A 14331-nucleotide genomic window follows, 5' to 3' on the forward strand; every position below is an offset into this window, starting at 1 on the left:
CCGGACGGATCCGGCCCGGGGCCGCGGCGGGCGCGGCGGTTGACCGTCGCCCTTCTGGCGGCGGTCGTGGTCGTCCTCGGGGTCGTGCTCGCCGGTGCCTTCAAGGGCGACCCGGCCGCCGATGCGCCGGTCACGACCGTCGCAGTCGGCGGCCAGTCGGTCGGCCTGAAGGGCACGGCGGAGACCGAGGCCCTGCTCCGGGACCTGCCGCAGCGCGGTCTCATGCTCGGCGACCCGAACGCTCCGGCGACGATCGTCCAGGTCGCGGACCTCAAGTGCCCGGCCTGCCAGAGCCACGAGATCGAGACGCAGCCGGCGATCATCCGCGAGCTGGTGCGGACGGGCCGGGCGAACTTCGAGATGCAGCTGGTCAACTTCCGCGACCGGGCAGCGGGCACCACCGACGGCGCCACCGCGCGGCGTGCGGCCCTGAACTACGTGGGCGCGAACACGTTCTGGAGCTTCGTCCACACCCTCTACTTCAACCAGGGCGACGAGCGGCAGGCGTGGGCGACGGAGCGGCGCCTGACGCAGATCGCGACGGCCGCGCCCGGGGTCGACCCGGCGAAGCTGGAGGTCCGCGAGACCCCGGCCAGCCGCAGCCTGTCGGCGGCGGCCGACCGGTTCGCCCGGCAGGTCAACGCCCCCGGTACCCCGGCGATCTACGTCCGGGCCCGCGGGGGCAAGCGGTGGGTGGCGGTACCCCAGGCGAACGACGTCGCGGCGATCGGGGCGACGGTCGACGCGGTCGCCCGGCAGGCGGGGATCTGGACCGCCGCGGCGCCGATCCCGACCAAGAAGCTCGGATACGTAGGGTGATACCCTACGTGGGGTGAAGAAGACCAGCGTCTACCTCGAGGAGCAGTTGGACGAAGCGCTCGCGCTTCGTGCTGCCGAGGAAGGCGTGACGAAGGCCGAGTTCATCCGCCGGACGCTGACCGGAGCCGTCGGCCGGCCGCAGCGTCCGCAGTCGAAGTCGATCGGGGTGATCGACAGCGGTCGCTCGGACCTCTCGACGCGGGTCGATGAGGTCCTGGCGGAGACGGGCTTCGCGCGATGAGCGTCGTCCTCGACACCAGCTTCGTCGTCGCGTTGGTCGATCGCGGCGACGCGCACCACAGCGCGGCGCTGGAGCTGTTCCGGTCGACCGACCAGGACTTCGTCACCACGCCGCTGGCGCTGGCCGAGATCGACCACTTCGCCGGCCAGATCGGCGGCCCGGTCGCCCAGCAGGCGATCTGGGACGACTTCGAGAGCGGGGTCTACGGGCTTCGCTGGTGGGCCGACGGCTTGCGCGACGCGCTCGCCGTCTCCCGTTCCCGGCCCGGCGTCGATCTGACCGACGCCTCGCTCGTCGCGCTCGCCGGGCGTCTTCACACCACGCGGATCGCGACCCTCGATCACGAGCCCTTCCGCAGCCTCCAGACCCGTGACGGGCAGCCGTTCGTGTTGCTCCCCGCCGACGCGCCCTGATCCAGTCCCTCACCAAGACCGAAGGACCCCTCGCATGACCACCAACAGCTTCGGCGCCAAGGACACCCTGTCCGTCGGCGACCGCACCTTCGAGATCTTCCGTCTCGACGCGCTCCAGTCGCAGTTCGACGTCGCTCGGCTGCCGTACTCGCTCAAGATCCTGCTCGAGAACCTGCTGCGCACCGAGGGCAACGGCTCCGTCACCAAGGCGCAGATCGAGGCGCTCGCCAGCTGGGACGCGAAGGCCGACCCCTCCCAGGAGATCGCCTACACGCCCGCCCGCGTGGTCCTGCAGGACTTCACCGGCGTGCCCGCGGTCGTCGACCTCGCCGCGATGCGCGACGCGATGGCCGACCTCGGCGGCGACCCGTCGAAGATCGAGCCGCTGGTCCCGGCCGAGCTGGTCATCGACCACTCGGTCCAGGTCGACGCCTACGGCACCGCCCAGGCCTTCGCCTTCAACTCCGCCAAGGAGTTCGAGCGCAACGAGGAGCGGTACCAGTTCCTGCGCTGGGGCCAGGACGCCTTCGAGTCGTTCAAGGTCGTCCCGCCGGAGACCGGCATCGTCCACCAGGTCAACCTCGAGTACCTCTCGCGCGCCGTCTTCGTCAACGACAAGACCGGCCAGGCCTACCCCGACACGCTCGTCGGGACGGACTCCCACACGACGATGGTCAACGGCCTCGGCGTGCTCGGCTGGGGCGTCGGCGGGATCGAGGCCGAGGCCGCGATGCTCGGCCAGCCGATCCCGATGCTGATCCCGAACGTCGTCGGCTTCCGCCTCAAGGGCGAGCTGCCCGAGGGCGCGACCGCGACCGACCTCGTCCTCACGGTCACCGAGCTGCTGCGCCACACCGGCGTCGTCGGCAAGTTCGTCGAGTTCTTCGGCGAGGGCGTCACCCGCCTGCCGCTGGCCGACCGCGCCACGCTCGGCAACATGAGCCCGGAGTTCGGCTCGACCTGCGCGATCTTCCCGATCGACGCCGAGACGCTCCGCTACATGGCCTTCACCGGCCGCCCGAAGGAGCAGCTCGAGCTGGTCGAGGCGTACGCCAAGGCCCAGGGCCTCTGGCACGACCCGTCCGAGGAGCCGACCTTCAGCCAGGTCGTCGAGCTCGACCTCGGCGACGTCGTCCCGTCGATCGCCGGCCCCAAGCGCCCGCAGGACCGCGTCTCGCTGTCGGTCGCCAAGCCCGCCTTCCGCGACTCGCTCGGCGAGCTGCTCGGCAACGGCAACGGCGGCAGCTCGTACGACGAGGTGCTGGCCAACAGCTTCCCCGCCAGCGACCCGCCGAAGAACACCCCGGGCTCGTACGGGGCCGACGAGGACGCGCACGCCGCGACCGCCGACGAGCACGACCGCGGCATCGCGGTGATGGAGTCGAAGACGGCGACCCAGGTCGAGTACGACGGCAACACGTTCCCGCTCGACCACGGCCACGTCGTGATCGCCGCGATCACCTCGTGCACCAACACGTCGAACCCGTCGGTGATGGTCGCCGCCGGGCTCGTGGCGCGCAAGGCGAAGGCGCTCGGCCTGAACCGCAAGCCGTGGGTCAAGACGTCGCTCGCCCCGGGCTCGATGGTCGTCACCGACTACCTCGAGCGGGCCGGCCTCAACGTCGACCTCGACGCGCTCGGCTTCAACCTCGTCGGCTACGGCTGCACGACCTGCATCGGCAACTCGGGCCCGCTCCCGGAGCCGATCTCGAAGGCGGTCAACGAGGCCGACCTGTCGGTGACGTCGGTGCTCTCGGGCAACCGCAACTTCGAGGGCCGGATCAGCCCCGACGTGAAGATGAACTACCTGGCCTCGCCGCCGCTGGTGGTCGCCTACGCGCTGGCCGGGACGATGGACTTCGACTTCGAGACCGACGCACTCGGCGTCGACCAGGACGGCAACGACGTCTTCCTGAAGGATGTCTGGCCGTCGACGCAGGAGGTCGCGCAGACCGTCGAGGAGTGCCTGCAGGCGGACATGTTCCGCAAGAGCTACGCGCAGGTCTTCGACGGCGATGACAACTGGCGCAACCTCGACGTGCCCGAGGGCGACCGCTACGCCTGGGACGCGGCGTCGACCTACGTCCAGAAGGCGCCGTACTTCGACGGGATGCCGGCCCAGCCGAGCCCGATCGAGGACATCTCCGGTGCCCGCGTGCTGGCCAAGCTCGGTGACTCGGTCACGACCGACCACATCTCGCCGGCCGGTGCGATCAAGCGCGACGCCCCGGCGGGCAAGTACCTCGAGGGCCGTGGCGTCAAGCCGGCGGACTTCAACTCCTACGGCTCGCGTCGTGGCTCGCACGACGTGATGATCCGCGGCACGTTCGCGAACATCCGCCTGCGCAACCAGATGGCGCCGGGCACCGAGGGCGGCTTCACCCGCTACCTGCTGGACGACGGGCAGCTGCCGCAGAACGAGGTCACCTCGATCTACGAGGCGTCCGAGGCGTACATCAAGGCCGGCGTCCCGCTGGTCGTGCTCGGCGGCAAGGAGTACGGCTCCGGCTCGTCGCGCGACTGGGCGGCGAAGGGGACCAACCTGCTCGGCGTGCGCGCCGTGATCACCGAGTCGTTCGAGCGGATCCACCGCTCGAACCTGGTCGGGATGGGCGTGCTGCCGCTGCAGTTCCCGGAGGGCCAGACGGCTGAGTCGCTGGGGCTGACGGGGGAGGAGACCTTCACGATCACCGGTCTCGCCGACCCGCTGAACGCCGGTGAGCTGCCGAAGACGGTGCGGGTCCAGGCCGGCGACGTCGCGTTCGACGCCCGCGTCCGGATCGACACGCCGAAGGAGGCGGACTACTACCGCCACGGCGGGATCCTCCGCTACGTGCTGCGGCAGCTGGTCGCCGAGGCCTGAGCCGCGGATCTTCGGCCTCGGGCCGGCGGCGACCGCGAACGTGCGGCCGCCGCTGGCCCGAGCCAGGCGGGATCTCGGCTTCCGATGGGATCCCCGCGCCCGCTACGTTCTGTGCCTGTGTCCGTGACCTCGCGCCGCCCCCTGGATCCGTCGGTCGAACGGGTCGTCGCCGTGACCTGCGAGCTGGTGGCGATCGCGGCACCGACCGGCCACGAGCAGGCCCGGGGCGCGGAGGTCGCGGCCCGCTTCCGGGCGGCGGGCCTGAACGTCCGCACCGACGAGGTCGGCAACGTGCTGGCGTGGCGGTCGCCGGCCGGTCAGGGCACGGGGGTCGCCGGGGCGGGATCCGCGGGCGACGCGGGCTCGTTCCCGTCGGCGCCCGCGATCGTCGTCTCGGCCCACCTCGACACCGTCTTCGCGGCCGACGTCCCGCTCACGCCGCAGCGGGAGGGCGAGCGGCTGCTCGGGCCGGGCATCGGCGACAACACGGTCGCGGTCGCGGCGCTGGTCGTGCTCGCGGAGGAGCTCGCCGCCGGGGACTACGACGACGCGCACCCGGTCGTCTTCGTCGCGACGGTCGGCGAGGAGGGCCTCGGCGACCTGTGCGGCGCCAAGCACCTGCTGCGGACCGTGGCGGTCCGGGCGTACGTCTCGCTCGAGGGCCATCTGCTCGACGAGCTGGTGGTCGGGGGGATCGGGTCGGTTCGCCTGCGCGCCGCCTACCGCGGCCCGGGTGGGCACTCGTGGGGCGACCGCGGGGCTCCGAGCGCGGCCCACGTGCTGCTGCGGGCGGGCGCCGCAGCGGTCGCGGCGGTGCCGGCGGGACGGCACGTCAACGTCGGCGTGATCGGGGCAGGCACCACGGTCAACGCGATCGCGGCGGAGGCCGAGCTGCTGGTCGACCTGCGCGACGCCGACGAGCAGCGGCTGGAGCAGACCACCCGCCTGGTGACCGCCGCGCTGGGGCAGACCGAGCCCGGGGTGACGGCCACGGTCGACCGGATCGGGCACCGCCCCGCGGGGCAGATGTCCGGCCGCGATCCGCTCGTGCGCGCCGCCCGCGCGGCGCGGGCCGACGCGGGCCTGCGCCCCGCCTCCGAGGAGATCGGCTCGACCGAGTGCAACGCCGCCTTCCCGCTCGGGATCCCGACGATCTGCGTCGGCCTGACCCGCGGGGGCGACATGCACCGCCCGAGCGAGTGGATCGAGATCCCGCCGCTGATCGACGGCCTCGCCCTGGTGCGGGCGCTGCTGCGGCGGCTGGCGGCGGGCTGAGGCGGTGGCCCTTCGGGGGCCCGGCCGGCCGTGACGCTGGCGGGCCCGAAGGACGGCGGGGAGCCCCGAGGCCCCGCTTACTGCCCCAGCGTCAGCTGGAGCGTGTCGATCGAGCCGTACGGGTCGCCGTCGGGGTAGAAGCCCTGGAAGACGCCGGCACCGGCGCCGGTCGGCACCCGGCCGGGGATCCCGGTGATCGTGACCACGTTGCCGCTCTGGGTCCGCGGTGCGGCGGAGGCGTCGAGCGACGCGTAGGTCCCCCGGGCGCCCGTGAGCGCCGAGCCGGCGGTGCCGCTGACCGTCGCGGCGATCCTCGAGGCGGCACCGTTCAGCAGCACGCTGGGGTTGCGCACGTACATGTCGATGCCGTGGGCGGAGAACTTGTGCCGGAGCGCCCCGGCGAAGTCGACGGCGGCCTGGCCGCTGACCGGGTCATACCAGCCGCCGGCGAACGGGAAGCCATAGGTGTAGGGGATCGCGACCGGATCGCCGTTGCCGGCGGTCGGCAGCGACTCGACGGGACCGGCCACGGCGCCCTCGAGGACGGTCGTGCCGCCGTCGACGGCGGTGCCGCGGCCCGAGTGGACGTACTGGAGCCACGAGCTGCGCTGCCGCCAGACGACCGAGGCCGCGGCGATCGGCACGGCCGTCGCCGGACGGTCGAGCGGTGCGGTCGGCGCGGCGGGGGCGGCGGGGGCGGTCGTCGCCGGAGCCCGCACGACGGCGTTGGTCGTGAGGGTGCCGAAGCGCCCGGCCCGGATCGCCTGGCGCCCGCTCAGCCGCAGGGCACGGTTGACGGTCTTCGCACCGCCGGCCGTCAGGTTGACGTAGACGTTCTGGATCGTGGCGGTCTGCGCGGGACCGTTGAGCCGCACGCTGCCCTTCGGACGGCGCACCACGAACAGCGCCTGCGAGCGCTTGCCGATCGTCGCTCGGAGCGACGAGGCGCGGCCGATCTTGAGGACCGGGGCGCGGAGGACGAGCGAGCGCGAGCCACGCTGCAGCTTGATCGTGCCGCGGTGCTCGACGGTCCCGACCGCGCCCTTGGCGTCGATCTTGCCCCCGGAGGTGGGCAGCGTCACGACGCTGCCCTTGCGGGTGGCGGGCTTGCCGGCCGTGACCCGGACCTGCTGCGTGCCCAGGCGGTCGGGCACCGAGCCGCGGAGGGTCAGCAGGGAGGTGCCCTGGGGACCCTCCGCGGGCGACTGGGCGACGGCGGGCGCCGCGCTGGCAGCGACCAGGCCGACGGCGAGCAGGGCGGTGCCGGTCAGGGGGAGGAAGCGGGGGTGGGGCAAGATCGGCCTCGAGGCGAGTTCACGGAGCCTGGCGGCCGTCCGGGGACGACCACCAGGCGGGCGGGGTGGGTCAGTCGGGCAGGACCACGGAGAACGTGATCGGGTCGAGCGACGACCCGGCAAGGTAGAAGTCGCCGAACGCGTCCTGGCCCGCGGCGGTCAACGTCGGGGTGACGCCGGTCCAGGTGACGCTGCCGCTGCCGCTGCGCTTGCCGGCCAGGTCGACCGTGGCGAAGGCGACGTCGTCGAGCGTGGTCGGGGCCGGCGGCGGCGCGGACGGGTTCTGGCCGGCGAACGGCACCCGCAGGAAGTCGGCGCGGAGGCTGCCGATCTGCCCGTCGGTGCTGACCACGCGCAGGTTCTTGAGGGTCATGTCCAGCAGTGGACCGCGGCCGTAGTTGTGGCCGACGAAGCGGACGCTGCCCGGGAACGTCGCGGCGACGGTGTTGGTGCCGGGCGTGTAGCTGAGGGCGGTCGCGGCCGCGAACGTGAACCCGTTGACGTCACCTGCGGCGTGGGTGCCGAAGGCCCCGTCGCCGCAGCCGACCGCGCCTTCGGCGATCGGGCCCTGGATGTAGGTGAGGAACGAGGTCTTGACCGTCCACGTGGCCCCGGCGACACTGCTGGCCGGGGCGTCGGCACAGGTCAGGACGGGGTTCGGGACCTTGGGCGCCTCGGGAACCGGCGGCGTGACGACCGGCGGGGCCGGCGGCGGCGTGACGACCGGCGGGAGCGACGTGGGGGGCGGGGTGACCGCCGGCGGGGCCGGGGTCAGGTCGGCCTTGACGGTCAGCGTGCCGAAGCCGCCGCCCTTGAGGGCCTTCTTGCCGAGCGCGCTGCGCAACGTCCGGAGGCCGGCCGGCGTCAGCTCGACGGCGGCGCGCTGGACCGACGCGGTCTTCGCGCCGGCGCTGAGCTTGACCTGCTGCTTCTTCGTCGGGGTGACCGTGAAGAGGGTGACCTTCTTGCCGCCGACGGACGCGGCGATGCTGGAGCGCGAGCCGAGCGTCACGCGCACGTTGCTGAGGACGGCGCTGCGCTTCCCGGCCTTCAGGGTGAGCTTGCCGCCGTGCGAGATCGTCGCCGACTTCGCGCTGACGCTGCCGCCACTGACGCGGAGGCTGAAGCGCTTGGCGGTCGCCTTCGCCGGGGAGCTCGCCGAGAACGTGACGCGCTGCTGCTTCAGGCTGCTGGCGGCGGGGCCGCGCAGGTCGATCGTCGTCGAGCCGCTCGGGGCGGCGACGCCCGTCGCTGGGGCGGCCAGGGCACCGAGGGCGATCGTGCTGATCGCGCCGGCCAGCAGGCGAGAAGGGGGAAGGGACATGTCGGACGCTCCGGTTCGGGGGCTGCGTCCCCCCGGGAAGCCAGGGGAATGAAAGGGAACCCTAACGAAGTTGCCCGAACGTGGCTCCGGTCCTTGCTGCGGACCCGGGCGCGGGCCTCCGCCGGCCGGCTGTCGAACCCTCGACGGCCGAGCCGGCGTGCGGAGGCCGGGACGCCGCGGCGTCCCGGGCCGACCTGCGTGACCGCTCAGGACGCCGGAGCGACCTTCGGCAGGCGGATGCTGAAGCTGCCGAACGTGTTCGGCGTGCGGTCGGGGCCGGCCCCGACCCCGTAGTTGCCCGGGAAGACGTGGCCGGTGGCCGCGATCGCCGGGACGACATCGTCGTAGGTCACGGTGCCGTCGCCGTTGTCGGTCGGCGCGTCACTCCCCAGGGCGAGGGTGAAGACCGCGTTGTCGTCGCCGTACGGCTCGATGACCGGGGCCTGCTGGGTACCACCGGTGCGCAGGCCGTTCGCGTACAGCTTGGCCGTGTCGGTGCCGTCGAACTCGATCCGCGGATCCTCGATCGCGATCGTGATGCCGTGACCGGCCGGCGGTGCGGCCGAGGCGAACGTCACGAGGCCCTCGAAGCGCACGACCCCGGTCTTCGCCGCGGCGCTCGCCGTCGACGAGGTCGCCGGGAAGCTCACCCGGTACGGGTCGGCGGCGATGCCGCGCAGGCTGGTCGGCGTGACCGTCGGGCCCTCGGCGCCGTCGCTCGGGGTGTACGAGCCGTTGTTGCCGGAGAACGGCGTCGGGTTCGTGAAGTACCCGAGCCAGGTCCGGTTGAGGGTGGGCGAGCCGGGGGCCGACGAGCCCTCGAACATGTTGCGCTGCGTCCAGGCCAGGCTGGAGGCGGCGATCGTGTCCGGCGTCGGCGTCGGCTTAGGCTCCGGGACGGGCGTCGGCGCCGGCGTCGGCGTGGTGACGTTCGGGGCGGGGGCGGTCGGGGCCGGCGGGACGACGACCTTGGTCGCCACCGTCAGCGTGCCGAAGCGGCCAGAGCGGAGCGTCGTGGCCCCGGTCGCGGAGCGCACGGCCTTGGCGGCACCGGCGGTCAGGCGCAGGCTGGCGTTCGAACGCCCGGCGGCCCCGTCGGGGTACTCGAACAGCTTGGTGATCTTGAGCTGGAAGAGCAGCTGGGGCTTGCCGCCGTCGATGCTCGCCCGCACCAGGGCGTTCTTGCCGGCCTTGATCTGCAGGTCGGTGACCGTCACGCTGCCGCTCGGGCCGGTCAGCGTCAGACCGCTCTTGGCCCCGTGGTCGAGGACGCTGGCCTTCCCGGGGAGGCCGAGGACCCCGGTGGTCAGCGGGACGGCGATCGCGGACCCGGAGGCCTTCGACTCGCCGGCGGAGGTGACCTTCAGCCCGGTCCGCTTGACAGCGGCCGACGGGGTGATGGTGCTGGTGCCACCGGAGACCTTCTTCGGCTGCGGTGCCGGGGCGACGAGGGACGTGGCCGAGGCGGCCGAGACCGAGGTCAGCGTGAGGACGCTGGCGGCGGCGATGGTGCCGGCGAAGCGCAAGCGGCGGGAACCGTGCATCGAGGAGAGCTCCTTGAGGGGCGAAAGGGCATCGGCAGGGGAGCCGAGGCCATACAAGGTAACCCTAACTTGGCGTGCGGGGCGCTGTGCCGGGCTCCGTCGGCCGGGCGCCGCGGCCGGTTCGCTGGCTCCGCGGGATCCCTCCGGACGGGGCCTGGGCCGCGGGGCGCACCCGCGCAGTAGCCTCGCAGGCATGGCCCTGATCGATCGTCTCCCTGGTCGTGGCGCTCCCGCGCCGCCCGCCCGCCTCGACGGGCGCACGGCCGTCGTCTGCGGGGGCGCCGGCGAGGTCGGCGAAGGGCTCGTCGCGGCGCTGCTCCAGGCCGGGGCGCGGGTGGCGGTGCCGTCGCGTCGCCACGAGCGGCTGCAGGACCTGGAACAGCGGCTGAAGGACGCCGGGGCGCCGGTCGAGCGGCTGGTCCCCGTGATCGGCGACCTCTCGGCCGGGGACAGCTCCGCCCAGCGACTGGCCTCCGACGTCGAGCGGCTGGCGGGTCCCCCGGACCTCGTCGTCGCGGCGCTCGGTGGCTGGTCGTCGGGGCCGCCGCTCGCCGAGCTGCCGATCGAGGAGTGGGAGCGGACGGTCGTCGACGGCCTGCGTTCGCATCAGCTCGCGGTCCGCGCGTTCGTCCCGTTGCTCCGCGACCGACCCGGGGCCGGCTACGTGATGATCAACGGCGCCGCCGCGCGCTACCCGGTCGCCGGCAGCGGAGCGGTCTCGACGGTCGCGGCCGGCGAGCTGATGGCGGCCCAGGTGCTCGCCGCCGAGGAGTCCGGCTTCGGGGTCCAGGTCGAGGCCTACGTGCTCGGCCCCGTCGGCACCCGCGGGCGCGACGAGGTCGCGCCGTGGATGGCCCACGCCGAGCAGGTCGGCGAGGTGATCGCCGACCGCGCCGGGCGCCGGCTGGCCGAACCGGGTGCTGCCGGCCCCGCGACCGTGATCGAGATCCTGACCTCAGGCGACCTGCGGAAGGCGCGCGAGCTGCCCGCCGGCGGGGTTCGCGCCGCGACCGCCGGCCGTGCGGGCTGGGTCCTCTGGGGCCTGCAGACGGGCGGGCTGGCCCGTCAGGTCCGTCGCGGGGCGCCGCCCCAGGGCTGAGTCGCCGCGCATCCGCCGCCCGGACTCCGCGGGGCCGACGCGGGGCCGTGGCCCGGCCGGTACGGAGGAACCGCGCGGCCCGGCCGGAGCCGATGAGTCCCCCCGGCCCGGACACCACGCGGTCCGCGCGATACGGTCAACGGATGAGCCTGCCCGACGTCCTGCGCGACCTCCTGACGACCCCGGGACCGTCCGGCCGTGAGGCGGCCGCCGCCGCGGTCTGGCGCGGGCACGCGGAGCGGTTCGCGACCGTCGAGCGCGACACCGTCGGCTCGACCGTCGCGCGGGTCGCGGGAACCGGCGGCGACGGCATCCCGTCGCTGGCGATCGTCGGCCACATCGACGAGATCGGCCTGATCGTCACCCACATCGACGACAAGGGCTTCCTGCGGGTGACCCAGGTCGGAGGCTGGGACCCCCAGCAGCTCGTCGGCCAGCGGGTTCGGCTGATCACCCGTGACGGCGACCTGATCGGCGTCGTCGGCAAGAAGCCGATCCACCTGATGGAGGCCGACGACCGGACCCGGGCGGCGAAGCTCAAGGAGCTGACGATCGACATCGGCGCCAAGGACAAGGAGGACGCGCGGAAGGTCGTGCGGATCGGCGACGTCGCCGTGATCGACGTCGAGCCCGTGGCCCTCCGCAACGGCCTGATTGCCTCGCGCTCGCTCGACAACCGCGTCGGCTCGTTCGTCGCCTACGAGACGGCCCGGCTGGTGGCCGAGGCCGGTGGCGCCCCGGGCGAGGTCCAGGCCTGGGCCGTCGCGCAGGAGGAGACCGGGCTCTCCGGCGCCAAGACGACCGCGCACCGCGTCCGTCCGAGCATCGCCGTCGTCGTCGACGTGACCTTCGCCAGCGACCAGCCCGGCGTCGACAGCAACGAGGTCGGCGACCACCCGCTCGGGTCGGGGCCGGTCATCGAGCGCGGGACGCCGCTGCACCCCTGGGTCAGCGACGCCCTGATCGACCTGGCCGAGGCCGAGGGGATCGACCACACCGTCAGCGCCGTCGGTCGCGCGACCGGGACCGATGCCGACGCGGTCCACATCGCCGCCGACGGGATCCCGACCGCGGTCGTCAGCGTGCCGCTCCGGTACATGCACTCCTCGGTCGAGACGGTCGCCGTGGCCGACGTCCTCGCCACGGCCAAGCTGCTCGCCGCCTTCGCCCAGCGCCTCGACGCGAACGTCGACCTGCTCCGGTGAGCAACGGCGGTCGCCCCTCACCCTGGCTGCTGCTGTGGGACATCGACGGCACGCTGCTATTGCGCGCGTCGGCATCCCACGTCCAGGCGGTCTGGGACACGCTCAGCGTGGTCCACGGGATCGAGGGCCGGCAGATGCCCGCCGGGCAGCGCACCGCCGGGATGACCGACGGCCAGATCTGTCGGGAGATCCTGACCGCGGCCGGGATTCCCGAGGCGGCGATCGACGAGCACGCGCCGACGGTCCTCGCCCGCACCTGCGAGATCTACGCTCCGGGCGACCTCGTCGCCCACGTCAACCCCGGGATCCCCTCGCTGCTGCGCGAGCTGCACGAGCGCGACGACGTGGTCCAGTCGCTCGTCACCGGCAACTTCGAGTCGATCGCGCGCCGCAAGCTCGCGGCGGCCGGGATCGGGGACTGGTTCGAGCCCCGGATCGGCGGCGGGTTCGGCTCCGACCACGAGCAGCGTGAGCTGCTGCCGGCGGTCGCCCGGGCCCGGGCCGGCGCGATCCTGCGGCCCGACGGCACGCCGTGGCCGGCCGAGCGCACCGTGGTGATCGGGGACACCCCGCGCGACATCGCCTGCGCCCGCCACGACGGCGTGCACGCCGTGGCCGTCGCGACCGGTCCCCACCCCGTCGACGAGCTCGCCCACGCGGACGCCGTCGCCGCCGATGCGGCCGAGCTGCGGGAAGCGCTCGTGCGGCTGTTCGCGTCGCTTCCCGTCACGGCCACCGACCCCTCCTCGGAGACCTCTTCATGACCGATTCCTCCCTCGCCCCGAGCATCGACGCCGCGCGCCTGCAGGACGCGCTCGAGCGGCTGATCCGGATCCCCTCGATCGCCTTCCCGGGCTTCCCCGAGGCGCCGGTCCGCGAGGCGGCCGACGTGACCGTCGCGCTGCTGCGGGAGGCGGGCGTCGCCGACGTCGAGCTGATCGACGTGCCCGGCGCACCACCGGCCGTCTTCGCCGAGATCGCGGGGCCGGCGGGGGCCCCGACCGTCCTGCTCTACGCCCACTACGACGTCCAGCCAGCCGGTCCGGAGGACGCCTGGACGACGCCGGCCTTCGAGCCGACGGTCCGCGACGGGCGGCTCTACGGGCGCGGCGCGGCCGACGACAAGTGCGGGATCGCGCTCCACGCCGCGGCTCTGGGGGCGTTGCTCGATGCGGGCGACGGCACGCTGCCGGTGACGGTCAAGATCCTGATCGAGGGCGAGGAGGAGACGGGCCAGGGCACGCTCTCGACGCTCGTCGCCGCCGATCCGGAGCGGTTCCGGGCCGACGCGTTCGTGATCGCGGACGGCTCGAACGTGGCCACGGGCACGCCGACGCTGACCACCTCGCTGCGGGGCATGACCGTCGTCGACGTGACCGTCTCGACGCTCGAGGCGCCGGTCCACTCGGGGATCGCCGGCGGTCCGGGACCGGACGCGCTGCTCGCGCTCGCCCGGATCATCGCCTCGCTGCACGACGACGACGGGAACGTCGCCGTCGCGGGCCTCGACCAGCTGCCGTGGACAGGGGCGGAGATCACCCCGAAGGCGTTCCGGGCCGACTCCGGTGTGCTCGAAGGGGTCGACCTGCTGGGCGACGGGCCGATCGCCGACCAGCTCTTCACGCGGGCCTCGATCACCGCGATCGGCATCGACGCGCCGGCCGTCGACGTGGCCGCCAACGCCCTGATCCCGGCGGCCCGCGCCCGCCTCAGCGTGCGGCTGGCCCCGACCCAGGACCCGGAGGCCGCGGCGCAGGCGGTCATCGACCACGTCTTCCGCGTCGCGCCGTGGGGCGTGCAGCTGAAGGTCGAGCCGGGCGCGTCGGCTCCCGGCGCGCTGCTGGCCGAGGACGGGCCGGTCGCGGCGGCCGCGGCGCAGGCGCTCGAGGCGGGCTACGCGGCGCCGGCGGTGCGAATCGGCAGCGGCGGCGCGATCCCGCTCTGCGCCGACCTGTCCCGGAGCTACCCCGACGCCGAGTTCGTGCTCTGGGGTCCCGGCGACGAGCGGTCGCGGATCCACGCGGGCGACGAGTCGGTCGACCTGCAGGATCTGCACCGCGCGGCGGTCGCTCAGGCGGAGTTCCTCCTGCGGTTGGTCTGAGGCGGTTGCGTCTGAGGCGGCCGTGGACGCGGCGCATCTCGGTGCGCACGACGCTCGGCAGGGCTGGCGCCCAGCTCTCGCATCGCGCGCCCCGACCTGCTTGGTCCACGACCACCTCAGACGCAACCGCGCGTTTCCTTCTGCTCTGCCCT

General features: G+C 73.8%; 12 protein-coding genes. 9 read left to right on the forward strand and 3 right to left on the reverse strand.

What is annotated here, in order from left to right:
* The first annotated feature begins 39 nt into the window (after nucleotides 1-39).
* From ACVUH9_RS13875 to ACVUH9_RS13895, 5 genes are all read left to right on the forward strand, one after another.
* The gene (locus tag ACVUH9_RS13875; protein WP_475757865.1) at nucleotides 40-819 is read left to right on the forward strand and encodes a thioredoxin domain-containing protein; all 780 of its coding nucleotides are present in this window, start codon (nucleotides 40-42) and stop codon (nucleotides 817-819) included.
* Nucleotides 820-832: 13 nt separating this feature from the next.
* Nucleotides 833-1060 (forward strand): ribbon-helix-helix domain-containing protein, encoded by a 228-nt coding sequence (locus ACVUH9_RS13880; protein WP_475757867.1) that lies wholly within the window; start codon nucleotides 833-835, stop codon nucleotides 1058-1060.
* Nucleotides 1057-1473, forward strand: a complete 417-nt coding sequence (locus ACVUH9_RS13885; RefSeq protein WP_475757869.1) for a type II toxin-antitoxin system VapC family toxin — start codon at nucleotides 1057-1059, stop codon at nucleotides 1471-1473. The genes ACVUH9_RS13880 and ACVUH9_RS13885 overlap by 4 nt, the downstream gene beginning before the upstream one ends.
* Before the next feature lie 34 nt (nucleotides 1474-1507).
* Nucleotides 1508-4336, forward strand: a complete 2829-nt coding sequence (locus ACVUH9_RS13890) for an aconitate hydratase (RefSeq protein WP_475757870.1) — start codon at nucleotides 1508-1510, stop codon at nucleotides 4334-4336.
* A 117-nt stretch (nucleotides 4337-4453) separates the two neighbouring features.
* The gene (locus ACVUH9_RS13895) at nucleotides 4454-5611 is read left to right on the forward strand and encodes a M20/M25/M40 family metallo-hydrolase (RefSeq protein WP_475757872.1); all 1158 of its coding nucleotides are present in this window, start codon (nucleotides 4454-4456) and stop codon (nucleotides 5609-5611) included.
* 77 nt (nucleotides 5612-5688) lie between these two features.
* Here ACVUH9_RS13895 and ACVUH9_RS13900 read toward each other — a convergent pair whose 3' ends face one another.
* The 3 genes from ACVUH9_RS13900 to ACVUH9_RS13910 all read right to left on the reverse strand — a co-directional run bounded on the left by ACVUH9_RS13900 (nucleotide 5689) and on the right by ACVUH9_RS13910 (nucleotide 9774).
* Nucleotides 5689-6906, reverse strand: coding sequence for an HtaA domain-containing protein (locus ACVUH9_RS13900; RefSeq protein ID WP_475757874.1), 1218 nt, complete (start codon nucleotides 6904-6906; stop codon nucleotides 5689-5691).
* Between the two features lie 70 nt (nucleotides 6907-6976).
* The gene (locus ACVUH9_RS13905; protein ID WP_475757876.1) at nucleotides 6977-8230 is read right to left on the reverse strand and encodes an HtaA domain-containing protein; all 1254 of its coding nucleotides are present in this window, start codon (nucleotides 8228-8230) and stop codon (nucleotides 6977-6979) included.
* 206 nt (nucleotides 8231-8436) lie between these two features.
* Nucleotides 8437-9774 carry an HtaA domain-containing protein gene (locus ACVUH9_RS13910; protein WP_475757878.1) on the reverse strand — a complete coding sequence of 446 codons (1338 nt, stop codon included), beginning with the start codon at nucleotides 9772-9774 and terminating at the stop codon, nucleotides 8437-8439.
* 193 nt (nucleotides 9775-9967) lie between these two features.
* On the opposite strand from ACVUH9_RS13910, the gene ACVUH9_RS13915 reads away from it, so the two are divergent.
* The 4 genes from ACVUH9_RS13915 (at nucleotide 9968) to ACVUH9_RS13930 (ending at nucleotide 14179) form a co-directional block, all read left to right on the forward strand.
* Nucleotides 9968-10873: an SDR family NAD(P)-dependent oxidoreductase gene (locus ACVUH9_RS13915; protein WP_475757880.1), complete on the forward strand. Its 906-nt coding sequence runs from the start codon at nucleotides 9968-9970 to the stop codon at nucleotides 10871-10873.
* A gap of 143 nt (nucleotides 10874-11016) precedes the next feature.
* Complete coding sequence (locus ACVUH9_RS13920) at nucleotides 11017-12078, forward strand: M20/M25/M40 family metallo-hydrolase (protein ID WP_475757881.1); 1062 nt, start codon at nucleotides 11017-11019, stop codon at nucleotides 12076-12078.
* On the forward strand, nucleotides 12075-12842 hold the full coding sequence (locus ACVUH9_RS13925) for an HAD family hydrolase (protein WP_475757883.1): 768 nt from the start codon (nucleotides 12075-12077) through the stop codon (nucleotides 12840-12842). The genes ACVUH9_RS13920 and ACVUH9_RS13925 overlap by 4 nt, the downstream gene beginning before the upstream one ends.
* Entirely contained in the window at nucleotides 12839-14179 is a 1341-nt protein-coding gene (locus ACVUH9_RS13930) for a M20/M25/M40 family metallo-hydrolase (RefSeq protein ID WP_475757884.1), read from the forward strand. The genes ACVUH9_RS13925 and ACVUH9_RS13930 overlap by 4 nt, the downstream gene beginning before the upstream one ends.
* Nucleotides 14180-14331 lie beyond the last annotated feature (152 nt).

The organism is Patulibacter ginsengiterrae, assembly GCF_056269115.1.